At 74.1% G+C, this 26,653-nt stretch carries 27 protein-coding genes; 10 read left to right on the top strand and 17 right to left on the bottom strand.

Features of this window, described 5'->3' with window-relative positions; translation table 11 throughout:
- Positions 1-3: 3 nt before the first annotated feature.
- From lgt to BJ999_RS15260, 12 genes are all read right to left on the bottom strand, one after another.
- Complete coding sequence (lgt, locus tag BJ999_RS15315) at positions 4-1,398, bottom strand: prolipoprotein diacylglyceryl transferase (protein ID WP_179833932.1); 1,395 nt, start codon at positions 1,396-1,398, stop codon at positions 4-6.
- A gap of 43 nt (positions 1,399-1,441) precedes the next feature.
- Positions 1,442-2,308: a DsbA family protein gene (locus BJ999_RS15310; protein WP_229809914.1), complete on the bottom strand. Its 867-nt coding sequence runs from the start codon at positions 2,306-2,308 to the stop codon at positions 1,442-1,444.
- Between the two features lie 135 nt (positions 2,309-2,443).
- Positions 2,444-3,220 carry a DsbA family protein gene (locus tag BJ999_RS15305; RefSeq protein ID WP_179833931.1) on the bottom strand — a complete coding sequence of 259 codons (777 nt, stop codon included), beginning with the start codon at positions 3,218-3,220 and terminating at the stop codon, positions 2,444-2,446.
- A 56-nt stretch (positions 3,221-3,276) separates the two neighbouring features.
- A complete protein-coding gene (locus tag BJ999_RS15300) occupies positions 3,277-3,768 on the bottom strand; it encodes a vitamin K epoxide reductase family protein (RefSeq protein ID WP_179833930.1) in 492 nt (163 codons plus the stop codon).
- 172 nt (positions 3,769-3,940) lie between these two features.
- Complete coding sequence (gene trpA, locus BJ999_RS15295; protein WP_179833929.1) at positions 3,941-4,753, bottom strand: tryptophan synthase subunit alpha; 813 nt, start codon at positions 4,751-4,753, stop codon at positions 3,941-3,943.
- A complete protein-coding gene (gene trpB / locus BJ999_RS15290; protein ID WP_179833928.1) occupies positions 4,750-5,982 on the bottom strand; it encodes a tryptophan synthase subunit beta in 1,233 nt (410 codons plus the stop codon). Before trpB ends, trpA begins: the two co-directional genes overlap by 4 nt.
- 125 nt (positions 5,983-6,107) lie before the next feature.
- Entirely contained in the window at positions 6,108-6,914 is an 807-nt protein-coding gene (gene trpC / locus BJ999_RS15285; protein ID WP_179833927.1) for an indole-3-glycerol phosphate synthase TrpC, read from the bottom strand.
- A gap of 113 nt (positions 6,915-7,027) precedes the next feature.
- Positions 7,028-7,456 carry a DUF2752 domain-containing protein gene (locus BJ999_RS15280; protein ID WP_179833926.1) on the bottom strand — a complete coding sequence of 143 codons (429 nt, stop codon included), beginning with the start codon at positions 7,454-7,456 and terminating at the stop codon, positions 7,028-7,030.
- Positions 7,457-7,466: 10 nt separating this feature from the next.
- A complete protein-coding gene (locus BJ999_RS15275; RefSeq protein ID WP_179833925.1) occupies positions 7,467-8,129 on the bottom strand; it encodes a winged helix-turn-helix transcriptional regulator in 663 nt (220 codons plus the stop codon).
- A complete protein-coding gene (locus BJ999_RS15270; RefSeq protein ID WP_229809945.1) occupies positions 8,126-8,668 on the bottom strand; it encodes a Trp biosynthesis-associated membrane protein in 543 nt (180 codons plus the stop codon). The genes BJ999_RS15275 and BJ999_RS15270 overlap by 4 nt, the downstream gene beginning before the upstream one ends.
- Positions 8,669-9,294: 626 nt before the next feature.
- Positions 9,295-9,501, bottom strand: coding sequence for a cold-shock protein (locus BJ999_RS15265; protein ID WP_030144886.1), 207 nt, complete (start codon positions 9,499-9,501; stop codon positions 9,295-9,297).
- 247 nt (positions 9,502-9,748) lie between these two features.
- A complete protein-coding gene (locus BJ999_RS15260) occupies positions 9,749-10,462 on the bottom strand; it encodes a TIGR03085 family metal-binding protein (protein WP_179833923.1) in 714 nt (237 codons plus the stop codon).
- Between the two features lie 185 nt (positions 10,463-10,647).
- Between BJ999_RS15260 and BJ999_RS15255 the strand changes: the two genes are divergently transcribed.
- The 4 genes from BJ999_RS15255 (at position 10,648) to BJ999_RS15240 (ending at position 16,132) form a co-directional block, all read left to right on the top strand.
- Positions 10,648-12,453, top strand: coding sequence for an ABC transporter ATP-binding protein (locus BJ999_RS15255; RefSeq protein WP_179833922.1), 1,806 nt, complete (start codon positions 10,648-10,650; stop codon positions 12,451-12,453).
- Positions 12,450-14,270 carry an ABC transporter ATP-binding protein gene (locus BJ999_RS15250; RefSeq protein ID WP_179833921.1) on the top strand — a complete coding sequence of 607 codons (1,821 nt, stop codon included), beginning with the start codon at positions 12,450-12,452 and terminating at the stop codon, positions 14,268-14,270. The genes BJ999_RS15255 and BJ999_RS15250 overlap by 4 nt, the downstream gene beginning before the upstream one ends.
- Positions 14,271-14,351: 81 nt before the next feature.
- Positions 14,352-15,608: a hypothetical protein gene (locus tag BJ999_RS15245; protein WP_229809913.1), complete on the top strand. Its 1,257-nt coding sequence runs from the start codon at positions 14,352-14,354 to the stop codon at positions 15,606-15,608.
- Between the two features lie 116 nt (positions 15,609-15,724).
- Complete coding sequence (locus BJ999_RS15240) at positions 15,725-16,132, top strand: hypothetical protein (protein WP_229809912.1); 408 nt, start codon at positions 15,725-15,727, stop codon at positions 16,130-16,132.
- Between the two features lie 7 nt (positions 16,133-16,139).
- Here the strand turns inward: BJ999_RS15240 and BJ999_RS15235 are convergent, their stop codons facing one another.
- Entirely contained in the window at positions 16,140-16,817 is a 678-nt protein-coding gene (locus BJ999_RS15235) for a phosphorylase family protein (protein ID WP_179833919.1), read from the bottom strand.
- Between the two features lie 126 nt (positions 16,818-16,943).
- Between BJ999_RS15235 and BJ999_RS15230 the strand changes: the two genes are divergently transcribed.
- Both BJ999_RS15230 and BJ999_RS15225 read left to right on the top strand, forming a co-directional pair.
- Positions 16,944-17,285 carry a hypothetical protein gene (locus tag BJ999_RS15230; protein WP_179833918.1) on the top strand — a complete coding sequence of 114 codons (342 nt, stop codon included), beginning with the start codon at positions 16,944-16,946 and terminating at the stop codon, positions 17,283-17,285.
- 19 nt (positions 17,286-17,304) lie between these two features.
- Positions 17,305-18,480 (top strand): winged helix DNA-binding domain-containing protein, encoded by a 1,176-nt coding sequence (locus BJ999_RS15225; protein ID WP_179833917.1) that lies wholly within the window; start codon positions 17,305-17,307, stop codon positions 18,478-18,480.
- A gap of 42 nt (positions 18,481-18,522) precedes the next feature.
- On the opposite strand, the gene BJ999_RS15220 is transcribed toward BJ999_RS15225, so the two are convergent.
- Positions 18,523-19,143, bottom strand: coding sequence for a hypothetical protein (locus tag BJ999_RS15220; protein WP_179833916.1), 621 nt, complete (start codon positions 19,141-19,143; stop codon positions 18,523-18,525).
- Between the two features lie 142 nt (positions 19,144-19,285).
- Between BJ999_RS15220 and BJ999_RS15215 the strand changes: the two genes are divergently transcribed.
- From BJ999_RS15215 to BJ999_RS15200, 4 genes are all read left to right on the top strand, one after another.
- Entirely contained in the window at positions 19,286-20,419 is a 1,134-nt protein-coding gene (locus BJ999_RS15215) for an acyl-CoA dehydrogenase family protein (RefSeq protein WP_179833915.1), read from the top strand.
- Positions 20,419-21,372, top strand: coding sequence for an acyl-CoA dehydrogenase family protein (locus BJ999_RS15210; protein WP_179833914.1), 954 nt, complete (start codon positions 20,419-20,421; stop codon positions 21,370-21,372). Before BJ999_RS15215 ends, BJ999_RS15210 begins: the two co-directional genes overlap by 1 nt.
- Positions 21,373-21,436: 64 nt before the next feature.
- Complete coding sequence (locus BJ999_RS15205) at positions 21,437-23,128, top strand: CocE/NonD family hydrolase (RefSeq protein WP_179833913.1); 1,692 nt, start codon at positions 21,437-21,439, stop codon at positions 23,126-23,128.
- Positions 23,129-23,285: 157 nt separating this feature from the next.
- Entirely contained in the window at positions 23,286-24,257 is a 972-nt protein-coding gene (locus BJ999_RS15200; protein ID WP_179833912.1) for an LLM class flavin-dependent oxidoreductase, read from the top strand.
- Between the two features lie 39 nt (positions 24,258-24,296).
- Here the strand turns inward: BJ999_RS15200 and BJ999_RS15195 are convergent, their stop codons facing one another.
- From BJ999_RS15195 to priA, 3 genes are read right to left on the bottom strand one after another with little or no spacing between them, the layout of a single operon-like run.
- Positions 24,297-25,154 (bottom strand): ATP-grasp domain-containing protein, encoded by an 858-nt coding sequence (locus tag BJ999_RS15195; RefSeq protein WP_179833911.1) that lies wholly within the window; start codon positions 25,152-25,154, stop codon positions 24,297-24,299.
- Positions 25,155-25,170: 16 nt separating this feature from the next.
- Positions 25,171-25,932 (bottom strand): imidazole glycerol phosphate synthase subunit HisF, encoded by a 762-nt coding sequence (gene hisF, locus BJ999_RS15190; RefSeq protein ID WP_179833910.1) that lies wholly within the window; start codon positions 25,930-25,932, stop codon positions 25,171-25,173.
- A complete protein-coding gene (gene priA / locus BJ999_RS15185) occupies positions 25,929-26,648 on the bottom strand; it encodes a bifunctional 1-(5-phosphoribosyl)-5-((5-phosphoribosylamino)methylideneamino)imidazole-4-carboxamide isomerase/phosphoribosylanthranilate isomerase PriA (RefSeq protein WP_179833909.1) in 720 nt (239 codons plus the stop codon). Before priA ends, hisF begins: the two co-directional genes overlap by 4 nt.
- Between the last annotated feature and the right edge of the window lie 5 nt (positions 26,649-26,653).

Here is a 26,653-nt window from a genome sequence, read left to right as displayed (position 1 = left end):
TTCCTACTTCCCGTCCTTGACGGGCTCCCCCTTCTCCGCCCGGTCGTGGGCGGCGGCACCGTCAGCCTCATTCTTCCCGGCCTCCTCCGCCGCCTCCGCGGCGGGGGCCTCGGGCTCGGCCTCGGGCTCGGCCTCGGGCTCGGGTTCGGGCTCGGGTTCGGTCGCGCTCTCCGGCTCGGTCGCGCTCTCCGGCTCGACCGGCTCGTCGGCCTCGTCGGCCTTCGCGTCCGGCGCCGGAGCCTCCGCCGCGGTCTCGGCCACAGGCTCGGGCTCCTCGGCGGCGTTCGCCTCCGGCTCTCCGGACTCCGCGGCAGGCTCCCCGGTCTCCGGGGCCTGTGCCTCGGTCACCTCGTCCTCCGCCGCCTGGTCCTCGGCCGCCTCGTCCTCCGCCGCTTCGTCCCGCGCCGCCTCGACCTGCGTCGCGGGCTCCGCGGCCGGTTCCTCGTCCGCATGCTCCGCAGCGGCTTCGGCGGTGGTGTCGTCCGGCGCCCCGGTCTTCGCCGCGGGTTCCTCCGTGACGGGGACGCCGTCGGACGGGCCGGCGGCGGTGGCCGGGGTTCCGACGTTCTCCGGGCCGGTGCGGCCGCGGGCCAGGTACAGGTAGGCGACCGCGCCGACGAAGACGATGATGGACGTCCAGTCGTTGAGCCTCAGGCCGAGGACGTGGTGGGCGTCGTCGATGCGCAGCGCCTCGACCCAGCCGCGCCCGACCGTGTAGGCGGCGACATAAAGAGCGAACGCGCGGCCGTGCGTGAGCTTGTAGCGGCGGTCGGCCCAGATCACCAGGATCGCGACGCCGACGCACCAAAGCGACTCGTACAGGAACGTCGGGTGGTAGGTGGCGACGTCGGCGTACTTGGGGTCGAGGCCGGGCCCGCCGTCCAGCATCGGCCGGTGGTTCTCATCGATCTTCAGTGCCCAGAAGGTGTCCAGCGGGCGGCCGTACAGCTCCTGGTTCCAGTAGTTGCCCCAGCGGCCGATCGCCTGCGCGAGCGCGATGCCGGGGGCCACCGCGTCGCCGAGCGCCAGCACCGAGATCCCGCGCCGCCGGCAGCCGATGATCGCGCCGACCGCGCCGAGCGCGACGGCGCCCCAGATGCCGAGGCCGCCCTTCCAGATCTCCAGCGCCCGGACCGGGTCGCCGTCCTCCCCGAAGTAGCGCTGGTAGTCGGTGACCACGTGGTAGAGCCGCCCGCCGACCAGGCCGAACGGCACCGCCCACACGGCCACGTCGATGATCACGCCCGGGGTGCCGCCCTTGGCGGCCCAGCGGCGCTCGCCCAGCCAGACCGCGGCGACGATGCCAAGGATGATCATGATGGCGTAGGCGCGCAGCGGCACGGGGCCGAGGTGCCAGACGCCCTGCGAGGGACTCGGTATGTAGGCGACCGGGTGCATGACCGTTGACGTTACCGTCTCCGGGGCACAGCGCGCGCCTCCTCTAGGACCGCGACGAGATCGTCATCTTCGCCGCCCCCGCGCCGGCGCCGCCCGCCGTGCCGCTGGACTGCGTGCTCCCCGGGACGGGCGCGCCGCCGCCCGCGTCCGCGACGGCCTTCCTGAGGTCGTTCGGCGAGGCCAGCGCGTCGTTGCCGACCTTCTTGCCGTTCAGCGCGAGGTACGGGGTCGCGTCGACGCCCGCCCGGCCGGCCAGGGCGCTCGCCTGGTTCACCGTCTTGATCTTCTGGTCGCCGCGGACGCAGGCGGCGAAGGACGGGTCGCCGACCCCCAGCTGCCCGCCCCACGCGACGAGGTCCCGGGTGGAGAAGCCGGTGTCGCCCTCGGGCGGCTGCTCGGCATAGAGCTTGTCGTGGTAGGCGACCCAGTGGTCGGCGGGCATGCAGGCGGCCGCGTTCGCGGCCCGCCGGGAGTTGGACATCAGCGGGTCCTGCTGGAAGAGCTGGAACGGCCGGTAGACGACCTTGACCTTGCCCTGCGCGGCGAGCTCCTTCATCGTCGCGCCGACCCGGTCCTCCATCGCCTTGCAGGCGGGGCACTGGAAGTCCTCCCACACGTCCAGGACCGGCGCGGCGACTCCCGGCTGCGCCATGGCCACCGACCCGTCCTGCTGGTGGGCGGCGGGCGCCAGCGCCCCCTTGTAGGAGTTCCGCAGCGGCCCCCCGCCGTCGCGGGAGAGCGCGACGACGACCACCACGACCGCAACCGCCGCCACGGCGAGGGCGCCGACGACGACGAGCAGCGCCCGCCGGCGCCGCAACCGGGCCGCGGCCCGCGCCCGATCGCCTGCGAGCCGCTCGCGTGCGGACGGTTCCCTGCCCTGCTCGCTCATCGATCCCCCGATCGCCACGCTGCGTGTTGGTGAGCGTCTACGAGAGTAGCGGGCGCGGACCTGCCGGGCAGTGGAAAGCGCCACGCCGCGCCGTCCCGGCAGGGGGCGGCGCGGCGTGGCGCTTCGTCGTTCAGGCGTCCCGGACGCGGCCGGTCACTTGCTGGCGGCGGCCGCCGAGTCGATCGCGGCCCGCAGGCCGGCGGGGTTCATGAACTGCGACTGGTCGAGCTGCTTGCCGTTCAGGAAGACGCTCGGCGTGCCCTGGACGCCGCGGTCCTGCAGGGCGTACTTGGTCATCGCGTCGACCGTGGACTTCTTCTGCTCGTCCCGCACGCACTTCTCGAAGTTCGCGTCGGTGACGCCGACGTCCTTGCCCCACTTGACGAGGTCGTCGGGCGAGAAGCCCTCCTCGCCCTCGGGGGGCTGGAACTTGAAGAGCGCGTCGTGGTAGGAGACCCACTGGGCGGCGGGGACGCACAGCGCCGCCTCGGCCGAGCGCAGCGAGTTGATCCGGACGGGGTCCTTCTGCTGTCCGAACAGGTGGAACGGCCGGTAGACGACCTTGACCTTGCCCTGCTGGGCGAGCTGCTCGACGGTCTTGCCGGTGGCCGCCTCGAACTGCTTGCAGATCGGGCACTGGAAGTCCTCGAAGATCTCCAGCTCCGGCTTGCTCACCCCGGCCTGCGCCATCAGGACGGAGCCGTCGGCCTGCCGGCTGACGGGGGCGAGCGCGCCCTTGTGCACCTCGGCCCGGCCGTTCTTGTTCTTCTGGTCGATGACGAGGACGGTCGCGACCACGATCACCGCCACAGCCACCACCGACCCGAGGACGATGGCGAGCAGCCGCCGCTGCTTCTCCCGCGCCGCCTGCCGCTTGCGCTCGGCGGCCAGGCGCTCCCTCGCGGACCGCTCTCGTGCGGCCTTGCTCATTGGTTCTCCTCAGCGTGCGGACCCGCGCCGGCACCGTGCGGCGCGCTACGGCGAGACTAGTCGACCTGGCCGATTCGCCGGAATTCGTCGGCCAGAACAAGGAGGAACAGCAGGACGGTGACGGCGTGGACGCCGGTGCACCACAGGCAGATCTTGTGCAGGAGCGCCAGCTCCACGGTGACCAGGTACACCACGAACAGCACGCCCACCGCGACGGACGCGACCCGTCCCCAGCGCAGCGGCGGCCAGGTCGACCGCAGCGCCCACGGCGTCATCAGCGCGGCGAACGCCACGAAGAACGCGAGGCCGTACAGGGGCATCGGGATGCCCGCCAGGGTGGAGTACTCGCTGGTGGTGACGGCGTGGCAGTCCACCGTCCTGGACGCCGAGCACACCAGGGCGCCCTCGTCGTAGTGCGAGATCGTGAGGTACACGGAGATGCCGAACCCGGCGAGGGTCAGCACCCACGCCGTGATCTGGAGCCACGCGGGGGGCAGCGGCTGCCCCGCGGCCCCGGCCCGGCTCTTCACCGTCATCTCTTGCGTCATCGTGATCCTCCCGGGACCGCCTGTGCCGGCGACCACACCCTATTGGCTGTGGGCGGCCCCACAAGCCTTCAACTCGGGCGAGGGCGCGGTGAGTTCCCGCGACCTGCCGCGACGTCCGCGCGCGGCCGGGTTTCGCCGGTCCCGCGCGGACGCCCGGGGCTGTCCGGAATGATCAGCGGCCGTGCCGGACGCCGGCGGCGAGCTCCTCGGTGAGCGCCCGCACCCCGGCGAGGCCGGAGGCCAGGTCGGGGGCGTCCAGCAGGCGGCGGATGAACGCCGACCCGACGATCACGCCGTCGGCGAACCCGGCGACCTCGGCGGCCTGGGCGCCGGTGCCGACGCCGAGGCCGAGGCCGACCGGCAGGGCCGCGCCGGCCTTGTCCAGGACGGCGCGGGTCCGCTCGACCAGGCGCGTGGCGCCGGTGTCGAGGGCGGAGCGGGCGCCGGTGACGCCCATCAGCGAGGCCGCGTAGACGAACCCGCGGCACGCCCGGGTGATCGTCTCGATGCGCTCGTCGGTGGAGCTGAGCGCGACGAGGAAGACCCGGTCGAGGCCGTGGGCGTCGGAGGCCTCCAGCCACGGCCCGCCCTCCTCGGGCGTGAGGTCGGGCGTGATCAGGCCGGATCCGCCGGCGGAGGCGAGGTCGCGGGCGAACCGGTCGACGCCGTAGTGGTCGACGGGGTTCCAGTACGTCATGACGAGGACGGGGACGCCGGTGCCGGCGACGGCCTCGACCGTGCGGAACACGTCGGCGACGCGGACGCCGCCGACGAGCGCCCGGTGGACGGCGTCCTGGATGGTGGGGCCGTCCATCATCGGGTCGGTGTAGGGCAGGCCGATCTCGATGACGTCGCAGCCCGCGTCCACCATCGTCCTGGCCGCCTCCACGGCGCCCTCGTAGCTGGGGAACCCGGCGGGCAGGTACCCGACGAGAGCGGCGCGCCCGTCGGCCTTGGCCTTGTCGTAGGCGGTCTGGACGCTCACGCGTTCTCTCCCTCGGGCATCAGGCCGAAGAAGGTGGCGGCCGTGTGCATGTCCTTGTCGCCCCGTCCGGACAGGCAGACGACGATCGTGGCGTCCGGGCCGAGTTCCTTGCCGACCTTGAGCGCGCCGGCGAGCGCGTGCGCGGACTCGATCGCCGGGATGATGCCCTCGGTGCGGCACAGGAGCGCGAACGCCTCCATCGCCTCGGCGTCGGTGATCTCGCGGTACTCGGCGCGGCCGGTGTCGTGCAGCCACGAGTGCTCGGGGCCGACGCCGGGATAGTCGAGCCCGGCGGAGATCGAGTGGGTTTCGAGGGTCTGGCCGTCGTCGTCCTGCAGCAGGTAGGTCCGCATGCCGTGGATGACGCCGAGGGAGCCGCCGACGAGGGTCGCGGCGTGCCTGCCGGTGGCGACGCCGTCGCCGCCCGCCTCGAACCCGATCAGCCGGACGGACTCGTCGCCGACGAAGGCGTGGAAGGTGCCGATCGCGTTGGAGCCGCCGCCGACGCAGGCGACCACCGCGTCCGGGAGGGCGCCGGTCATCTCCACGCACTGCCGCCTGGCCTCGACGCCGATGACGCGCTGGAAGTCGCGGACCATCAGCGGGAACGGGTGCGGGCCCATCACGGAGCCGATGCAGTAGTGGGTGTCGTCGACGCTGGCGACCCAGTCGCGGAACGCCTCGTTGCAGGCGTCCTTCAGGGTGCGGCTGCCGGTCCGCACGGGGATCACCTCGGCGCCGAGCATCCGCATCCGGGCGACGTTGAGGGCCTGCCGCTCGGTGTCGACCTCGCCCATGTAGACGGTGCAGGTCAGGCCGAGCAGGGCCGCGGCGGTGGCGGTGGCGACGCCGTGCTGGCCGGCGCCGGTCTCGGCGATCACGCGGGTCTTGCCCATCCGCCGGGTGAGGAGTGCCTGGCCGAGCACATTGTTGATCTTGTGGGAGCCGGTGTGGTTGAGGTCCTCGCGCTTGAGCAGCACCCGGGCCCCCGCGTGCTCGGAGAAGCGCGCGGCCTCCGTCAGCAGGCTGGGACGGCCCGCGTAGTTGGCGAGGAGGTCCTCCAGCTCGGCGGTGAAGGCGGGGTCGTTCTTGGCGGTCTCGAACTCGCGGGCGAGCTCGTCCAGGGCCGCCATCAGGGCTTCGGGGGCGAACCGCCCGCCGAATCGGCCGAAGTGGCCCGTGGCGTCGGGCACGGCTCCAGCACCGCGCGCGGCGGTGTCCATGGTCATGAGAAAACGCGTCCTGTCGTGGAGAAGCTGATCCGGTCACTGGGGTCCTGGACTAGCCCCGCCATCGCTCCCGGAGCGGTTCGACCTGCATGCCCGTAACCCTATCCACTCGTCGCGGGAGTATCTCAGCCGCTCTGCCGCAGCGCCGGGTGGGCGCCGGCGGCGACGAGGTCGGCGACCGCGGCGCGCGGGTCCTTGCCGATCACGAGGCTCTCCCCGACCAGCACCGCGTCGGCGCCGCTGGAGGCGTAGGCGAGCAGGTCGTGCGGGCCCCGCACGCCGGACTCGGCGACCTTCACGACGTCCTTGGGGATGAGGGGCGCGACCCGGGCGAACACGCCGCGGTCGACCTGCAGCGTGCGCAGGTCGCGGGCGTTCACGCCGATGACCTTGGCGCCCGCGTCGACCGCGCGGGCGGCCTCCTCCTCGGTGTGCACCTCGACGAGCGGGAGGAGCCCGATCGACCCGGCGCGCTCGACCAGCGAGACCAGCGCGTCCTGCTCCAGCGCGGCGACGATCAGCAGCGCCATGTCGGCGCCCGCGGCCCGCGCCTCCCACAGCTGGTAGGAGGTGACGATGAAGTCCTTGCGCAGGAGGGCGACGTCGACGTTGGCGCGGACCTCGGCGAGGTCGGCCAGGCTGCCGCCGAACCGGCGCCGCTCGGTCAGCACGCTGATCACCTTGGCGCCGCCGGCCTCGTAGTCGCGGGCGAGCGCGGCGGGGTCGGCGATCGCGGCGAGCGCGCCCTTGGACGGGCTGCTGCGCTTGACCTCGGCGATGACCGAGACGCCCTGCCCGCGCAGCGCGCGGAGCGCGTCCCGGGGGGCCGGGGCCTTCGCCGCCCGCTCCTTGAGGGCGTCGAGCGGGACCTCGCGCTGCCTGTCGGCGAGATCGGCCCGGACGCCCTCGATGATCTCGTCCAAAACGCTCAAGGTCGCAGGCCCCCTATTTCAGGTCGTTCCGTGCACCGATCGTAGCCGCCCCCTCCGACGCGTCCCGCACCCGGGAGGGCCGTCCGGGCTCCAAGCCGGCCGGGCCGCGCGTGTCAGGGCGCGAGCACGTGCGCGAACGGCAGGTTGCGCGCGACCCAGTAGACGAAGAGAAGGCCGACGAACGAATACGCGACGGCCGGCTTGAACAGGGCCGACCCCATGGGCAGGCCCTGCGCGGTCCGGACCGTCCACCGCGCGTACAGGTACCCGAAGACCGGCAGCAGGACGAAGAGCAGCGGATTGAGGCCGAACGCGGTGCCCACCTGCCCGTGCGCCAGCGCGTAGACGAGCCGCGTCATCCCGCACCCGGGGCAGTAGAAACCGGTCAGCGCCAGGAAGGGGCACCCCGGGTAGTGCCCCGGCTCGTTGGGATCCGCCCGGAACGCGATCACCAGGACCCCGCCGACGACCCCGGCCAGCACCGCCGCGTGCGGCACGAACGCCCGCGAGCGCGCCCGATCGGCGACGGATACGCGAGTCACGCCGTCCACCCTAGGCGTCCAGGACGTAGCCGACGCCGCGCACCGTCCTGATGGGGCTGCCCTCGCCGAGTTTGGCCCGCAACTGGGCGACGTGGACGTCGACGGTGCGGCTCCCGGCGCCTGCTCCCGGCCCCCACGCGGCGTCGAGCAGCTGCTCGCGGGTGAAGACGCGGCCGGGGTTGGCCATCAGGAATTCGAGGAGGTCGAACTCGGTGACGGTGAGGGCGACGCGGCGGTCGCCGACGACGGCCGCCCGGTCGCGGGGCTGGAGGGCGATGCGGCCGGCGCGCAGCGGGCCGGGCGCCTGGGCGGGGCCGCCGTCGCGCAGGGCCTCGGCGACGGCGGCGACGAGGACGCGGGGCCCGAAGGGCCGCTCCACGCGGTGGTCGCCGAGGGCATGCGCGATCGCCTGGTCGAGGGGGCCGGTGACGGCGACGACGGGGGCGGGCCGGACGGCGTCGGCGACGCGCCGGTACAGGTCGACGGGCAGCGCGGAGGTGGACAGGTCCAGGACGACGACGTCGGGGCGCCGGCGCCGGGCGGCGGGCGCCCGCGCGGGGTCGGCCTCGATCTCGACGTCGAAGCCCTCCCTGGCGAGGTAGCGGCGCTCCAGCTCGGCGACGGCGGGGTCGTGCTCGATCACGAGCACGACCCCGCCACCGTCGCCGCTCACGACCGCTCGTGCGCGGTCGGGTCCTCGCCTCGGTCGAGCGACTTCCACAGCGCGGACGGGTCGTCCTCCGCCGCCTTGCGCGGGGCACTGCGCTCGTAGCGGGCCGACATGCCAGGCCAACGCGCCCCCCGCGCGGCGGTAAGGATCCCGCCCACAGCAAGGACGACCCCACCGGTGACCGAGACCAGCCACCAAAGGTTCACATCCAGCACGGGATGCGCGCCGAGCCTCAGCAAGGCGCTCTTGTCCCCGGCGGCCGCCAGCACACTGGACCGCTGAACAGCCGCGGTCGACGCATAGGCGATCCCGACGCCGAACAGCGCGATGAGGACGCCGACACCCGAACGCACCCGCCCACGGGTCGCCAGCAGCGCGGCAAGCCCGGCCAGCCCGGCCCACCCAAGCGCACCGGCCGCACCCCCGAGGTCGCCGCCGGTCAGCTGCTGGGTGAACGGCGTGATGGCGTCCTGCGCCCGAACGGTGGCCCAGGTACGTCCAGCCGCAAGCAGCGCAAGCCCCGCCCCCGCGGCACACAGCACCGCCGTCAACCCACGTTCACGCCCAGGCGTCACGAGACGGCCCGCGCAGCGATCAAAGGGGCCAATTCAGACGTTCCCACGGACATGCGCCCGAGTTTATTGCAGCACCCCCAACCCCCACCCCCGCCCCACCCCGCAAGCCCCAGGGCCGAAGGCCCAAAGGACGACCCCAGCCGCACAGACGCGCACCACCTCAACCGGCGGAGCAACCACGCAACAACCCGAAGGCCGACGACCGCACCAAGAGAGGTTCGAGCCTGCGAGAACCGAACCGCGAAGCGAGCCGCAAGGCGAGACGAAGCGAACCAGCACCCCCACCACACACAAGCCCCAGGGCCGAAGGCCCAAAGGGCGACCCCAGCCGCACAGGCACGCACCACCTCAACCGGCGGAGCAACCACGCAACAAGCTGAGGACCGGCGATCGCGTCCAAAGGCAGGTTCGAGCGAAGCAAGAACCTGATCGCGAAGCGAGCCGCAAGGCGAGACGAAGCGATGCCAGCGATCGCCCGCGTTCATCGACGATGGAGGGCCGCCAGGCCCGAAGAAGGAGAAGAACGCAATTAAACAGAGCCCGCCTCCCCCTGGCGGTGGGGGGCGGGCTCTGCCACGTACGGCTGGCGGGCGTTACAGGGGGACGACCTGGTCGGCCTGCGGGCCCCGGTTACCCTGCGTCACCTCGAACTGAACACGCTGGTTCTCGTCCAGGCTGCGGTAGCCGGAACTCTGGATGGCCGAGTAGTGCACGAAGACGTCCGGCCCGCCGCCGTCCACGGCGATGAAGCCGAAGCCCTTCTCGGCGTTGAACCACTTCACGGTGCCCTGCTGGGGCATGTCTTTCTCCTTGCGGCAAAACCTGGGCCCACACCTCGCGGGCCCGTGCGGTCGCTGCGGAACGCCCTCGCCCCCGGTACGGTCCCGGAAAAGCCAAAACGCCCGCTGCCATCAGTTCGCGGGCGCCTGAACGATCGAGAACCACGACTGCAACCGACCGCCCCACCGTATCACCGGTTCCGCGTAAAGCGGAGGAGCCGCAAGACTTGCGTTTCTCCTCTCGGCGAACCGTGCCGTTACCTGCCCGTTAAAGACTCCAACCCGTCTCGGTCAGGGTCTTGACAGCGTCCGTGGCACCGGTGAGGCGGACCTTCGCGACGTCCCGGCGGCCCAGTGCCCACAGGACGAGTTCGCCTACCGGGCCGTGCACGCGCACGGCTCCTCGACCGCCGCCGGACACCCGGGCGGCGCGGCCGTCGGGCCGGACGAAGGTGACCTCGACCTGAACTTTTCTTAGGACAAAGCGGGCAATTTTTATCCTTCGCCAGAGTAGTTCCTCTAGTTCCGGCGAGATGTCGCGGGGCTCCCAGTCGGGACGTGCCCGCCGGACGTCCTCGTGGTGAACAAAGAACTCGACGGCGTTCGCGTTTTTGTCGACTCCGGGAAGGGCGTAGGGGGAGAACTTCGGCGGACCCTGCGCAAACCGTTCCACCAGCCGTTCGAACGGAACGGCGCGGGCCGTCCGCCGCCGCACCCGCTCGGTGTAGAAGGCCAGCGGGGGCAGCAGGATCCCAGGGGCGGCGTCGGGGCGCCCCTCGCGGACGACCAGATGGGCGGCCAGGTCGCGGGCGTCCCAGCCCGCGCACTCGGTGGTCGCCTCCGGTCCGGCCTCCGCGAGGGCCGCGGCGAGCAGCAGCCGTTCGCGGCGGACCGGGCCGGGGTCCGCCGGGCCGGGGTCCGCCGGGCCGGAACCAGCCTGCTTCGGGGCGGACGGCGGGGGGCCGTCGTCGGGCGTGCTCATCGACCGATCGTAGGCCGCGGCGGGGCGGCCGGGAATAAGCGCTCCGGCCGGATGGTAGGCAATATCCAGCCCCACAAACCCCCAGCCGCGGTCGCAAGGGGGCATTTTCGGGGCGCCGCCGTGATCGAGGAGTCGCCGTGCCACCTGCGTCCAGACGCGTCAGCCCGCCTGTCCTGAGGGAGGGCATGGGCGTCCTGTGGGTGGCGGTGAAGGCCGAGCCGCGGGTGTTCGCGCTGTCGGTGCTGGCGAGCGCCCTGTACGCGGCGATGACCGTGGGGACCGCGCAGGTGCTGGGCTGGGCGACCGGCCACGTGGTGCTGCCGGCGTTCGAGTCCGGGCACACGACCGCCGGGGCGCTGGCGGGGGCAGCCGCCCTGATCATGGCGGTGGCGCTGCTGAAGGCGCTCGGCGTCGCGGGACGCCGGTTCTACGCGGGCCTCATGCAGTACCGGCTCCAGGCGTCCTACCGCCGCGCGGTGACCAGGCAGTACCTGCGGCTCCCGCTGGCGTGGCACCACCGGCACCCGACCGGGCAGCTGCTGTCGAACGCCAACGCCGACGTCGAGGCGGTGTGGGCGCCGATCGCGCCGCTGCCGATGGCGGTCGGCGTCGTGTTCATGCTGCTGATCGCGGCGGTGTCGATCCTGGTCACCGACGTGGTCGTGGCCGGGGTCGGGTTCCTGGTGTTCCCCGCCGTCGCCCTCATCAACGTGGTGTACCAGCGGCGGCTGTCGCCGGTGGCGACCCGCGCGCAGCAGCTGCGCGCGGAGGTCAGCGAGGTCGCGCACGAGAGCTTCGAGGGCGGCCTCGTGGTCAAGACCCTCGGCAGGGAGGCGGCGGAGACGGAGCGGTTCGCCGAGCGGGCGCGGGATCTGCGGGACGCCAACATCGCGGTCGGCCGCATCCGCGGGCTGTTCGACCCGGTGCTGGAGGCGCTGCCGAACCTCGGGGTGCTGGCCGTCCTGCTGATCGGGTCGATCCGGCTGGATTCGGGCGCGATGTCGCCGGGCGACCTGGTGAACGTCGCCTACCTGTTCACGCTGCTGTCGTGGCCGATCCGGGCGCTGGGCTGGGTGCTGGGCGAGGTGCCGCGCAGCGTCGTCGGGTGGAAGCGGGTCCGCGGCGTCCTGGACGCGACGGGGTCGCTGCCGTTCGGGGACGGCTCGCTGGACGGTTCCGGCGGCGCGGCGGCCGAGCTCCAGGTCCGGGAGGTCAGGTTCGCCTACGAGGCGGCGGGCGGCGGCGAGGGCGCGCGGCGCCGCGTCCTGCACGACGTCTCCTTCGCGGCGGCGCCCGGCCGGACGATCGCGGTCGTCGGTCCGACCGGTTCGGGCAAGTCCACGCTCACCTCGCTGCTCGTCCGGCTGGTCGACCCGGCCGACGGGTCCGTCCTGCTGGACGGCGTCGACCTGCGGGACGTGGAGCGCGGCGGGGTCGCGGCGACGGCGGCCCTGGTCCCGCAGCAGACGTTCCTGTTCGACGACACCGTGCGCGGCAACGTGACGCTCGGCCTCGACGTGCCGGACGAGCGGGTCTGGGAGGCGCTGCGGCTCGCCCAGGCCGAGGGGTTCGTCGCGGCCCTCGCCGACGGGCTCGACACGCGGGTGGGCGAGCGCGGGGCGACGCTGTCGGGCGGCCAGCGCCAGCGGCTCGCGCTGGCGCGGGCGCTGGTGCGGCGGCCCCGGCTGCTCGTCCTGGACGACGCGACGTCCAGCGTCGACCCGCAGGTCGAGGCGCGCATCCTGCAGAGCCTGCGGGAGTCGCAGGCGGAGCAGGCCGGCGGCGCGACCGTCGTGGTCGTCGCCTACCGCAAGGCCACGATCGCGCTCGCCGACGAGGTCGTCTACATGGAGCACGGCCGCGTCATCGCGCGCGGCACCCACGCCGGGCTGCTGGACGGCTCGGAGGGCTACCGCAACCTCGTCAACGCCTACGAGCGGGCCGAGGCGGAGCAGGAAGCGGTCGAGGGCGGCGAGGAGGCCATGGCATGACGACGGTGACCGACACGGCGGGCTCGAAGCAGAGAAGCGCGCCGGGACTGAGCGACACCGCGGCGGAGGGCGCGATCAGCACGCTGCGGCGCGGGCTGCGGCTGACCCCGGAGTTCCGGGCCGGCCTGGCCGGGACGCTGGCGCTCGCGCTGGTGTCGACGGCCGGGCGCGTGGTGGTGCCCGTCGCCGTCCAGCAGACGATCGACAAGGGCCTCGGCCGCCCGGACGGCCCCGACCTGGCCTTCATCCGGACGGCGGTGCTGCTGTGCGCGGGGGCCGTCCTGGTGACGGCCGTGTGCGCGTACCTGATGAACGTGCGGCTGTACAGGACGTCCGAGGGCGGCCTGGCGTCGCTGCGGGTGCGGGCGTTCCGGCATGTCCACGACCTGTCGATGCTCACCCAGAGCGGGGAGCGGCGGGGCGCGCTGGTGTCGCGGGTGACCGGCGACGTCGACCAGATCAGCCAGTTCATGCAGTCGGGCGGGCTGATGTTCATCGTGTCGATCGGGCAGCTGGTCGTGGCGAGCGTGCTGATGGTCGTCTACTCGTGGCCGCTGGCGCTTCTGGTGTGGGTGGCGTTCGTGCCGCTGGCGTTCGCGCTGCGCCGCTTCCAGCGGATCCTGTCGAGGGCGTACATGCGGGTGCGGGAGCGGATGGGCGACCTGCTGGCGGCGGTCAGCGAGTCGGTCGTGGGCGCCCCGGTGATCCGCGCCTACGCCTCGGAGGAGCGCACCGGCCGGCGGGTGGACGAGACGGTGGAGTCCTACCGGTCGGCGCAGACGCGGGCGCAGGCGATGGTCGCGCTCACGTTCCCGGTCAGCGAGCTGGTGGCGGCGCTCGCCACCGGCGCCGTCGTCATCGCCGGGACGCTGCTCGGCGTCGCCGGGGAGTTGTCGGCCGGACGGCTCGTGGCGTTCCTTTTCCTGGTCACGCTGTTCGTCAGCCCGATGCAGACCGCCACGGAGGTCCTGAACGAAGCGCAGAACGCGATCGCGGGGTGGCGCCGGGTGCTCGGCGTGCTGGACACCGTCCCCGACGTCGCCGACCCGGGCGAGGCCGGCGAGACGCTGCCGCGCGGCCCCATCGAGGTGCGGTTCGAGTCGGTGGGGTTCGCCTACCCGGGCGGCCCGCCCGTCCTGCACGAGGTGAGCGCCGGCATCGCGCCGCGCAGCCGCATCGCGATCGTCGGGCAGACCGGGTCGGGCAAGACGACGTTCGCCAAGCTCCTCACCCGGCTCATGGACCCGGTGTCGGGCCGCGTCCTCGTGGACGGCGTGCCGCTGGACCGCGTCCGGTTCTCGTCGCTGCGCGAGCGGATCGTCATGGTGCCGCAGGACGGATTCCTGTTCGACGCCTCGCTCGCCGACAACATCCGGTACGGGCGCCCGGACGCCTCCGACGAGGACCTCGTCCTCGCGCTGACCGAGCTGGGCCTCGCCGACTGGCTGGACGGCCTCCCCGAGGGCCTCGCCACCCCGGTCGGGCAGCGGGGCGAGTCGCTGTCGGCGGGCGAGCGGCAGCTCGTCGCGCTGGCCCGCGCCTACATCGCCGACCCGGACCTGCTCGTCCTGGACGAGGCGACCTCCGCCGTGGATCCCGCCACCGAGGTGCGGATCCAGCGGGCGCTGGACGGCGTGACGCGGGGCCGCACGGCGATCTCGATCGCGCACCGGCTGTCCACGGCCGAGGCGGCGGACGAGGTGATCGTCTTCGACGCGGGGCGGATCGTGCAGCGCGGCTCGCACGCCGAGCTCGTCGCCGAGCCGGGCGTGTACGCCGATCTGCACGCCTCCTGGGTGGCCCAGCGGAGCCTGTGACGGGTTCCACAGGGCTACTTCCTGGGTAAACGCAAGCTAAAGCACTTGCCCGATATCTGGTCCAGTGCGCATTCTGCTGGGGTGAGCAACGAGGTCGTGTTGGAATCGGCGAGCACGCTGCACGGTCAACTGCAGCGTGGACTCGGGAGGGCCGCGCGCCGCGCGGCGGACAAGCCCGGCGCGGGCGAGTACGTGTACGCCTGCGTCCGGAGGGATCCGCGCTGGGATCGGCAGTGCGAGTCGCGGCGGCTGTACTACGCCCGGTTGATGGTGGATCTGGAGCTGTCGGTCGGGCCGGTGGCGGAGCATCTGTTCGACCCGTCCGACCACACCGACCCCGACGAGTGGCGGGTGGACCTGGCGCTGGGCGTGCTGGCCGAGCTGGTGCGGCTGAGCCGGCGGGAGGCCGCCGGGCCGCTGCGCCGGTACGCCGAGGAGGGCGCGCAGTGGTTCGACGCGGTCGCCGAGCTCATCGATCTTGAGGACCCCTCGCTCGCGGTCGGACTGGACACCCTGGTCGCCGCGCGGTGCGACGACGCGGACCTCGCGCTGCTGGTCCCGGGCCGGTACAACCCGGTGATCGAGGCGTGGGCGGCGCGGCAGCCGCGGGTGGCCGAGGCGCTGGCGAGGCAGCGGGAGGCGGGCCGGGCGGCGCGCCGCGCGATGGTTCCCACTCCCGGGAAGGACGCGCAGAGCGAGGCCGAGTTGCTCGATCTGGCGCGGCGGCGCGGCGAGGGCTCCATAGCGGCGATATTCGAGCTGGGCCGCCGCCGGACGCTCGCCCTGCTGGACCTCGCGGAGGAGCTGCTGCCCCAGCGGCCGAGCAGGTTCGGCGGCGCGGTGTGCCGGGCGTTGCGGGAGTACGGGCCGGAGACGCTGCCGCGGGCGCGGATGTGGGCGGCGCAGCGCGGCGGCTGCGCGGACATGGGGCTGCGCATCCTCGCCCGCTACGGCACCCGCCAGGACATCCCCCTGCTGATGGACGAGCTGAACGCCGCCGTCGCCCGGCGCGACTGGGCCGACGCCGCGAGCCCGATCGAAGGGCTGGGACGGCTGCGCGCTGGCGAGGCCGTCCCGCTGTTGAAGACCGCTTGGACCGAATCCACCTATGCCTATCTGAGACCCCGCATCCTGACCGCGTTGACGAGAACCGCCCCGCACACCGCCGAGTCCTTCACCGTCGAAGGGCTGTGGGACTGCGAGGAGGGCGTGCGGGCCGAGGCCGCCCGGACCGCGCCGCTGACCGGCGAGACGTCGCTGCGGCTGCAGCGGCTCCACCACGACGACGCCGAGGAACCCGGCGTCCGCGCCGCCGCGGGCGCCCGCCTGATGCCCTGAGCCTCCGGTGACCTGAGCCTGGATGAACCCCTGCGGGGCGGGGCGCGTATTCCTTCCTCGAATCGCGCGTCTCACCCCGGAGAGGAAGAGCGATGGGTTCCCGACACCATCTCGGCTTGTTGAAGACGGTGCCGCTGTGCGCCGCCGCGCTGGCGATGCCGCTGGCGGCCGGCTGTTCCGCCGCGTCGGACGCGTCCGACGGCAAGGCCGCCAAGCCGGCGAGCCTGGCCGAGCTGGCGCAGCAGACGGACTGCTCCCTGACCGGGAAGCGCAAGGTCAAGGATCTGGAGCAGGGGAACTGCAAGACCGCGCGGGGACGCTACGTCCTGCTGAGCTTCACCTCCGACAACGGCATGAACGCCTGGCTGGAGGAGGCCAAGCCCTGGGGCGGGACGTATCTGGTCGGGGCGCGCTGGGTGGCGGTCAGCCAGCAGCAGACCCTGGAGTCGCTGCGCGGGGATCTCGGCGGCAAGATCGTCCAGGGGGACGGCCACGGTTCGGGGCACGGTTCGGGGCACGGCTGAGCGGCGGTCAGGCCCGGCCGGCCGGGCTCCCCTCGCTCGTGCCCTCCTCGCCCCGCACGAGCAGGACGCTCCAGCGTTCCAGGGCGGGGCCGACGCGGGCCAGCACGCGCCGTCCCGCCAGCCCGCGGCGGACGATGCCCGGGTGCCACAGCGGGTGCCGCGGGCCGTCGACGACGACGCGGACGGCCGCGACCGGAAGCGGTCCGGCGCGCTCGGCGACGAGCGCCGACTCCATGTCCGCCAGCCGAGCGCCCTGCGCCGCCAGCAGGGCGCGCTCCGCGCCCCGGACGACGCGGTCGGTGGTGACCAGGGGGCCGACCTGCACGCTCAGACCGTCTTGGATCATCTCCTCGGCGAGCAGGCGCGGCGCGGCGCACGGCACCGCCTTCCCGCCCGGGCCGGCGGCGCGGATCTCGTCGGCGACGAGGACGTCGCCGGGCCGCAGCCGCTCGTCGAGCGCGCCGCCGAACCCGGCGACGACGAGGGCGGCGCAGGCGGCCGGGAGCCGGTCGGCGCGCCGCGCCCGGTAGCCGACGACCACGACCGGCGTCCGGGTGAGGCCGCGCCGGATCGCGCGCGCCTCCATGCCGAGCGCGGCGCACACCACCGGGCCGAGCATCGGCGCGTCCACGGCATCGTCCCAGCTCACCCCGCCAGCTGCGTCCGCCCCTTCGGTGAAGTTCACCCGTCCAGCGAAACACGAGGTCATCCCGAGATCCAGCGCCATCACCGCGCAGTGCCGGATTCGCGTCCTGCGGATCCGCCTCGCGGAGGGCGCGGGAGGCCGCCGCGCCCGCCTAGACTCGCCGACATGACCTCGACCTCCTTTCCCCTTCGGCGGAAGCTGGCCGTCCTCCCGTTCGTCCTGCTGCCCCTCGGCGCCGCGGCCGCGTGCGGCGGCGAGAACAGCAAGACCTCCTGCAGCGTCAACTCGTGCACGGTGACCTTCGACCGCGGCGTCGACGCGAGCGCGTCCATCCTCGGCGTGAAGGCCGAGCTGGTGAAGGTGCAGGGCGAGATGGTCACCCTCAAGATCGGCGGGCAGACGGTGACGGTGCCGGTCGGGGACGGGCAGCAGGCCGAGGGCTTCGACGTCTCGGTGCAGTCCGTCACCAAGGACCAGGTGGTGGTGAAGATCTCCAACAGCGGCTGACCCGGTCTAGTATTCGCTCATGCGTTCGATGAACAGGGCGGAGCGCCGGGCCCGTCTCGCGCTCCGCCACCGGCTCTCCGCCCCGGCCAGGACCGACGACGTCCTCGACATCGCCCGGTCCGTGCTGGTGCTGCACGCCACGGATCCGGCCACCGTCTTCCTGTCGGTCGCGGCGCGCAGCGTCCACGCCGTCCCGGCGGCGGTGGAGAAGGCCCTGTACGGCGACCGCACGCTGCTGCGGATGCTCGCGATGCGCCGGACGATGTTCGTCGCGCCGACCGATCTGGTCCCGGTGCTGCAGGCGTCCACGGCGAACGGGCTGGCGGCCAGGCAGCGCGCCACCTACGCGCGGATGATCGGGCGCGGCAGCGACATCGCCGACGCTCCGGCCCTGTTCACCAGGGCCGAGGAGGCCGCCCACGCGGCGCTGCTGGCGCGCGGTGAGGCGACGGGGGCCCAGCTCAGCGCGGACGTGCCCCTGCTGCGGACGCAGGTCGATCCGGCACCCGGCAAGTCCTACTCGCGGCCCACGAACATCACCACCTGGGTCCTGGTCACGCTCGGCTGCGAGGGCCGCATCGTGCGGGGGCGGCCGAACGGGTCGTGGACGAGCAGCCAGTACATGTGGTCGCCCGTCGAGACGTGGCTGCCCGGCGGCATCGAGGACCTCCCGGCCGCCGAGGCCCGCGCCGACCTCGTCCGCCGCTGGCTGCGCGCGTTCGGGCCCGCGCCGGCCGCGGACCTGAAGTGGTGGACGGGCTGGACCGCCGGCGACGTCAAGAAGGCCCTCGCCCTGCTGGACGTCACCGAGGTCGACCTCGACGGCGCCACCGGCATCGTCCTGTCCGACGACCTGGAACCCGCGCCCGCTCCGGAGCCGTGGGCGGCGCTGCTGCCCGCGCTCGACCCGACCCCGATGGGCTGGCAGGAGCGCGGCTGGTTCCTCGGCGCCCACCGCCCGCGGCTGTTCGACCGCAACGGCAACATCGGGCCGTCGGTCTGGTGGGACGGCCGCATCGTCGGCGGATGGGCGCAGCGCAGAGACGGCGAGATCGCCGTCCGCCTCCTGGAGGACGTCGGCGCCGACGCCGAGTCCGCCGTCGAGCGGGAGGCGGCGCGCATGGCGGAGTGGTTCGGCGACGTCCGCGCGATCCCCCGGTTCCGCACCCCGCTGGAGCGCGAACTGACGGCATGAGCCGGAGCCCCGCTTCCCACTGGCCCGGCCAGGGTCAGGTGGTCAGAAGTAGGGGCCCGCGGTCGTCGCGGCCCGGCGCTTGGCCCCGCCGCGCCTGAGGATGGTCACGACGAAGGCGACGGCGGCGAGACCGCCGAGGCCGAGCGCGGTCAGCAGGGCGAGGCCGAGGTAGCCGTGGGCGGTGTCGTCCGGCGTCACGAGGATCGGCCCGTCGGCGCCCCGGCACGTCAGCCGGGCGTCGCCCGACACCGGCGCCGTGAACGTGGCGGTGTAGCGGTAGGACGTGTGGTCGGAGGCGCTCCAGGAGTTCTTCCGCGTGAGCTGGACGGGCCCGGACCGCTCCCCCGCCTCGACCCGGCACGCGTACGGGGACGGGCCGCCCTCCCGGACGTAGACGAAGTAGCCGTAGCCCTCCGAGAGCCGAAGGCTGACCCCGGTCGCCGGGTCGCCCACGGCCGCCGGGCCTTCAGCGGCCTCCGAGTCGTCCCAGAGGAGCGCCAGCACCGTGAAGAAACCGATGACGGCGACCAGGACCAGGACGATCGGCAGTGCGTACCATCCGGCGCTCGGACTGATGCGCTGCCGCCGCGGCGTCCAGCCCGGTTCCGGCTGGCCCTGTCCTACAGGCGGCGGTCCCATCGGCGGGTTGGACCCGGGCCACATATCTTCTCCCCCTGCGGAACGCCTGTGCAGGACGACACGATCCCAGAGAACCGTCCACCCCGCCAGGCGGCCTTGTGTAAGGGGCCGCTGACCGACGGGTTGGGGCACGTCTGTAACGTCCCCCTGGACAGAGGAGGCGCATGTGGCGGCACTGCCCGGCCTGACCCCCGGCACGCTCCCGCCCGAGGCCGCCGCGCTGCGGGCCCGGGTGCGGGAGTTCCTGGCCGAGACGCCCTTCACGGCCCGCTGCGACAGCTGGCTCACCGGCGCCGACCCCGCCTTCAGCCGCCTGCTGGGCGAGCGCGGCTGGCTGGGCATGACGCTCCCCGAGCGCTACGGCGGGCACGGGCGCTCACCGCTGGAGCGGTTCGTGGTGATCGAGGAACTGCTGGCCGCCGGCGCCCCGGTGGGCGCGCACTGGATCGCCGACCGGCAGACCGGCCCGTCCATCCTGGCCCACGGCACCGAGGAGCAGAAGAAGCGGTTCCTGCCGGCGATCGCGCGCGGCGAGTGCTTCTTCGCGATCGGGATGAGCGAGCCCGACTCCGGCTCCGACCTGGCATCGGTCCGGACCCGCGCCGAGCGCGACGGCGGCGGGTGGCGGCTGCGCGGCGCCAAGGTGTGGACGAGCGGCGCCCACCTCGCGCACGCGATCCTCGTCCTGGCCCGGAGCGCCCCCCGCTCGCAGGACCGGCACGCGGGCCTCGGCCAGTTCATCGTGCCCCTGCCGGACGACCGCGTGACGATCAGGCCGATCCGGGGGCTGTCCGGCGAGCACCACTTCAACGAGGTCGTGCTCGACGGCGTCTTCGTGCCGGACGCGCTCGTCCTCGGCCGCGCCGGGGACGGGTGGCGGCAGGTCACAGCCGAGCTGGCCCACGAGCGCAGCGGCCCCGAACGGCTGCTCAGCACGTTCATGCTCATCCGGCTCCTGCACGGCCGCGCCGCAGGTCCCGCGGCGCGGCGGGCGCTCGGCGGGCTGACCGCGCGCCTGTGGGCGCTGCGGCAGGCGTCGCTGGGCGTCGCGGGCGCCCTCGCCCGGGGCGAGACCCCCGACCTGGCCGCGGCCCTCGTCAAGGACCTCGGGACGCGGTTCGAGCGCGAGGTCATCGAGGCGGTGCGCGAGCACGCGGGCGTGGAGCCCGACCCCGGCTCCCCCGACCCGCTGGCGCGCGCGCTGGCGGAGTCGGTCGTCCAGGCGCCCGGGTTCACGCTGCGGGGCGGCACCAACGAGATCCTGCGCGGCATCGTCGCCCGCGGCCTGGGAGTGCGCTGATGGGGCTTCTGGAAGAGACCGCGAACGAGATCCTCGCCGGCGGCGACCCGTGGCGGGCGCTGGAGGAGTCCGGTCTGACGCTGGCCGGAGTGCCGGAGGAGGCGGGCGGGAGCGGCGGTGACCCCGCCGACGCCGCCGCCGTCCTGCGCGCGGCCGGGTATCACGCCGCGGGCGTGCCCCTGGCCGAGACCCTGCTGGCCGGGCGGCTGCTCGCCGATGCCGGGCAGCGGGCGGCCCCCGGCGCTCTCACCGTCATGTCCGGCGAGGTCGAGGCGGTGAGAGGCCGCGGCGGCCTCGTCCTGAGCGGGACGTTCCGCCGGGTCCCCTGGGCACGTTCGGCACAGTCGCTGGTCGTCCTCGGCGACGGCGTCGTCGCCGCCGTCGATCCGGCGCGGGCGCAGATCACCGAGGGCGCGAACGTCGCGGGCGAGCCGCGCGACGACGTCGTCCTGTCCGGCGTCCCGGCGGAGGAGGCGGCGCCGTGCGCGGTGGACGCGGCCGAACTGCGGCGGCGCGGCGCGCTGGCGCGGGCCGTCCAGCTGACGGGGGCGATGGCCCGGGCGCTGGACCTGTCCGTCCGGTACGCGGGCGAGCGGGAGCAGTTCGGGCGGCCGATCGGGCGGTTCCAGGCCGTGCAGCAGATGCTGGCGGAGCTGGCCGGGGAGGCGACGGTCGCGGACGTCGCGGTCCGCGCCGCCGTCCGCGCACCGGCAGACCCGTTCGCGGTGGCCGCCGCCAAGGCGAACGCGTCGCGGGCCGCGGGCGCGGTCGCCGCGATCGCCCACCAGGTGCACGGCGCGCTCGGCGTCACCGAGGAGCACCCCCTGCGCCGGGTCACCCTGCGGCTCTGGTCGTGGCGGGAGGAGTACGGAAACGAGACCGCCTGGGCCGACGATCTCGGCGCCGCGCTCGCCGCCGCGCCCGACCCGTGGACCCTCGTCACCGGTACCTGAACGCCCGGCCCGCGGAACGGGTCGGTAACCTCGCTAGGAGTAGCGGACCGCGTTCGGAGACAGCATGGCGCCTTGGGACCGACTGCCCGTCCCGCCGATCAGGCTGCCCCGGCTTCGGGGCCTCGTCCCCTACACCGTCGAGCGGGGCCTGCGGGTGACCATGCCGGACGGCGTCACACTCCTCGCCGACCGGTACGTCCCGGTGGGGGTCGAGCGGCCCCCCACCATCCTCGTCAGGACCCCCTACGGGCGGCGCGGGCCCGCCGCCCTCGCCAACGGCCTGCTGTTCGTCCCGTTCGGTTTCCAGCTCGTCGTGCAGAGCGCACGCGGGACCTCCGGGTCCGGCGGCGACTTCGATCCGCTCGGCAGCGAGCGCGCCGACGGGCTCGTCACCGTCGAGTGGCTGAAGCGCCAGCCCTGGTTCCACGGCACGTTCGCCACGTTCGGGCCGAGCTACCTCGGGTACGCGGCCTGGGCGATCGCCGCCGAGGCCGGGCCCGAGCTGAGGGCGATGTCCCTGCAGATCACCGCGTCCACGTTCCGGGACGCCGCCTACGTGGGCGGGTCGTTCGCGCTGGAGTCCACGCTCACCTGGACCGGTCTCACGCACCGGCAGCAGCGGCGGCTCGGCATGCTGACCGCGCCGCTGACGTCGCGGCGCCGCGCCCTGCGCGCCGCCCGCTCCGGCCGCCCGCTGTCCGAGCTGGACGTGCTCGCCGGCGGCGAGCCCATGCGCTTCTACCAGGACCTGCTCGCGGGCCACGGGACCGCGAACGGCTACTGGGACACCCGCGACTTCAGCGCCACCGTGGGCGAGGTCGCCGCGCCCGCCACCCTGCTCGGCGGTTGGTACGACGTGTTCCTGCCCTGGATGGTCAGGGACTACCTGGCGCTGCGCGCCGCCGGGCACGCCCCGTACCTGACGATCGGCCCCTGGTGGCACACCGACGCGCGCCACGGCCTGCCGGCGATCCGCGAGTCGCTCGCCTGGTTCCGCGCCCACCTGCAGGGCGACCCGTCCGGGCTGCGCCGCGACCCCGTCCGCGTCTACGTCACCGGGGCCCGCGAGTGGCGGCACTACCGCGACTGGCCGCCGCCGGGCACGCGGCGGGCGCGCTGGCACCTGCACGCCGGCGGCGGCCTCGGCGAGGACGGCCCCCGCGAGGCCCCGCCGAGCACCTACCGCTTCGACCCCGCCCGCCCGACGCCCGCGCTCGGCGGCCCCACCCTGCTCGGCAGTTCCCGCCCCGTCGACAACCGCCCCCTGGAGCGGCGCCCGGACGTGCTGGTCTTCACCTCACCGCCGCTCACCGCCGACCTGGACGTCATCGGCCCGGTCGGCGCCGACCTGTTCGTCCGCTCCGACCGCGAGCACACCGACTTCGTGGTCCGGCTGTGCGACGTCTCCCCGGACGGGACGTCCCGCAACGTCTGCGAGGGCGGCCTGCGCCTGCCCGCCGCCGCGGCCGGCCCCGTCGGGACCGGCGGCGTGCGGCGCCTGGCCGTCGACCTGTGGCCCGCGGGCCACCGGTTCGAGCGCGGCCACCGCGTCCGCGTCCACGTCACGAGCGGCGCCCATCCGAAGGTCGCCGTCAACCCCGGCACCGGCGAGCCCCTGGCCACCACCGCGACGGCGATGGTCACCGCCCGCCAGGAGGTCCTCCACGACCCCGACCACCCCTCCGCGATCATCCTTCCCCTGGCCGAACGCCCTCCCGAGGCCACGACCCCGCCCCGCGGCGAAGACGCCCCCTAACCGCGCCGGAGCCCTTCGCCGTCGGCGTGGCCGAAGGGCGCGGCGAGACGCCCCCGGCCTCGGCGGAATAAGCGGACGGCGGTCCGGTTATAGTGGGGCGTACGCGGCGCCCGGCCGCGAAGGGACGTCACCGACGCTGATCGGAAGGCAACACACGATGGATGCGAGCGATATCGGGATCGTGTTCGGCAGCCTGACCCCGCCGGAGCAGCTGACCGCCGGCGCCGCGCTGGCGGAGCGGCTCGGTTTCGGCGAGCTGTGGTTCTCCGAGGACTGCTTCTTCACCGGCGGCGTGTCCGGCATGACCCAGCTGCTGGCCGCCACGCGGACGGTCCCCGTCGGGCTCGGCCTGGCCAGCGTGATGACCCGGCACCCCGCGATCCTGGCCATGGAGCTGGCCGGGCTGGCTCGGATGTACCCGGGCCGCGGCCGGGCCGCCGTGGGACTCGGCAACACCCACTGGCTCGGGCAGATGGGCCTGCTGCCCGACCGCCCGCTGACGGCGGTCACCGAGACCTTCGACGTCCTGCGCGAGCTTCTGGGCGGCGGCACCGCCGACCGCCGGGCGGGCACGCACGACTTCGCCGGCGTCCGGCTGGAGTTCGCGCCCGAGCAGCCGCCCGAGCTGTGGATCGGCGCGGTCAACGGCCGCGCGCTGCGTGCCGGCGCCGGGCGAGCCGACGGGATCCTGCTGTCGGTCCTGGCCGGCGCCGCGTACGTGGCCTGGGCCAAGGAGCAGGCGACCGGGACCGGCCGGCAGGCTCCGCCGATCACGGCCTTCGTCCTGGCGTCGGTCGCCGACGACGAGCAGGCGGCGCGCGACGCCGTGCGCGACGCCGTCGGCTTCTTCCTCAGGGCCGAATCGCACACCGCCCTGGTCACCGAGTCCGAGCACGGCGCCCAGATCCGCGAGCGGATCGCCGGCCTGGCGGACGACGAGCCGCTGGTCGTCGAGGACGCATGGATCGACGAGTTCGCCGTCGCCGGGGACCCGCGCCAGGTCAGAGCCAAGCTTCAGGGACTGCTCGACGCCGGCGCCGACTCGCTCGGCCTCTGGCTGTTCCCGCCCGACCAGCTCACCGGCCAGCTCCAGCGCATAGCGCACGAGGTGCTCCCCGCGACGGACTGACCGGGCGCCGGGTGTCGACGACCTCCGGCGGTCGCAGGGCTAGCGCCTGACGCCGAGGTCGGCGCGGATGGCCCCGGCGAAGCGTTCGGCGCTGCCGGGGGCGTGGTGCAGGTAGAGGGCGGGCTCGGTCAGTTCCAGCTCGATGAGCATCGGGGCGCCGTCCGGGCCGGGGATCATGTCGACGCGGGCGTAGAGGAGATCGTCGCCGTGCGGGACGGCGGCCAGGGCGCGGCGGGCCACCTCCAGCTCGGCCTCCGTGGCCGTGGACGCGGTGACCTGGCCGCGCGTCGGGTCGTCCCGGACGTGGCCCTGGACGCCCGCGCCCGCGGCGAGGATCTGCGCCTTGCGGGCGGCGTGGCTGTACTCGCCGTCGCAGAAGATCAGCGCCGTCTCGCCGACCGTGTCGACGGCGGACAGGTACGGCTGGACCATCACCGTCCGGCCCGCCTCGCGGAGCGAGCGCAGGTGGGCGCGGGCCGCGGCCTCCTCGCCGGGGCCCCAGCGGGCGGTGTCGCCCGCGCCGATCGAGACGGCCGGCTTGATGACGTACTCGGGCCACTCGGAGGGGAGGTCGTCCGGGTCCCACAGCGTCGGGACGACGGGGACGCCCGCGTCGGCGAGGTCGCGCAGGTAGCGCTTGTCGGTGTTCCACCGCACGATCGCGGCGGGGTTGAGGACGCGGGGCAGGCTCTCCGCCCATGCCACGAACTCGTCCCGTCGGGCGGTGTAGTCCCAGGTGGAGCGGATGACGACCAGGTCGTACCGGGGCCAGTCGACGTCGGCGTCCCAGGCGACGGGCTCGGCGGCGACGCCCTCGGCCGCCAGGGCGCGGATCAGGTCCTGGACGTCGTCGCTTCCGTCGGGCAGCAGCGAGCAGGTCGCGAGAGCGATACTCATGCGGGGGGATTCCTCTTCAGCGAACGGGGTTGCCTGCGGCGCCCAGCGCGGCCTTGACGTCGGAGATCTTCAATTCCCCGAAGTGGAAGACGCTGGCGGCGAGGACGGCGTCCGCGCCCGCCTCCACGGCGGGGGCGAAGTGCCCGACCGCCCCCGCGCCTCCGCTGGCGATCACCGGGACGGTGACGGCCTCCCGGACGCGGCGCAGCATGTCCAGGTCGAAGCCGGCCTTGGTGCCGTCGGCGTCCATCGAGTTCAGCAGGATCTCCCCGACGCCGAGCTCCGCGCCGCGACGGGCCCACTCGATCGCGTCGATGCCGGTGCCCTTGCGGCCCCCGTGCGTGGTGACCTCGAACCCGGACGGCGTCCCCGCGGCGCGCCGGGCGTCCACCGACAGCACGACGCACTGCGACCCGAACCGGTGCGCGGCCTCCCGCAGGAACTCCGGCCGCGCGATCGCCGCGGTGTTGATCGAGACCTTGTCGGCGCCGGCGCGCAGCAGCCGGTCGACGTCCTCGACGGTGCGGATGCCGCCGCCGACCGTCAGCGGGATGAACACCTGCTCGGCGGTGCGCCGCACCACGTCGTAGGTCGTGGAGCGGTCGGCGCTGGAGGCGGTGATGTCCAGGAACGTCAGCTCGTCGGCGCCCTCGGCGTCGTAGCGGCGGGCCAGCTCCACCGGGTCGCCCGCGTCCCGCAGGTTCTGGAAGTTGACGCCCTTGACCACGCGCCCGGCGTCGACGTCCAGGCACGGGATCACCCGCACGGCGACGGTCACTTCACGGCCTCCAGGGCCTCTTCCAGCGTGAACGCCCCGGCGTAGAGCGCCTTGCCGACGATCGCGCCCTCGACGCCGTCCGGGACGAGCCCGGCCAGCGCCCGAAGGTCGTCCAGCGACGAGACGCCGCCGGAGGCGACGACGGGCCTGTCCGTCCGGGAGCAGACCTCGCGCAGCAGCCCGGTGTTGGGGCCGCGCAGCGTCCCGTCCTTGGTGACGTCGGTGACCACGTACCGGGGGCAGCCGTCGTCCTCCAGCCGCGCGAGGACCTCCCACAGGTCGCCGCCCTCCCGCGTCCACCCGCGCGCGGCCAGCGTCGTTCCCCGCACGTCCAGCCCCACCGCGATCCGGTCGCCGTGCGAGGCGATGATCTTGCGGCACCAGGCGGGGTCCTCCAGCGCGGCGGTGCCGATGTTGACCCGGGCGCACCCGGTGGCCAGGGCCGCCTCCAGCGACGCGTCGTCGCGGATGCCGCCCGACAGCTCCACCTTCACGTCCAGCTTCCCGGTCACCTCGGCGAGCAGTTCCCGGTTGGAGCCGCGCCCGAACGCGGCGTCGAGGTCCACCAGATGGATCCACTCCGCCCCCGCCCCCTGCCAGGCGAGCGCGGCCTCCAGCGGCGCGCCGTAGGAGGTCTCGGTGCCGGCCTCGCCCTGCACCAGCCGGACGGCCCGGCCGTCGGCGACGTCGACGGCGGGAAGGAGCGTCAAAGTCATGCGGA

Source organism: Actinomadura citrea, from assembly GCF_013409045.1.
In the GTDB taxonomy this organism is placed as follows: Bacteria; Actinomycetota; Actinomycetes; order Streptosporangiales; family Streptosporangiaceae; genus Spirillospora; species Spirillospora citrea.
This window is presented reverse-complemented; position numbering and strand designations above follow the sequence as displayed.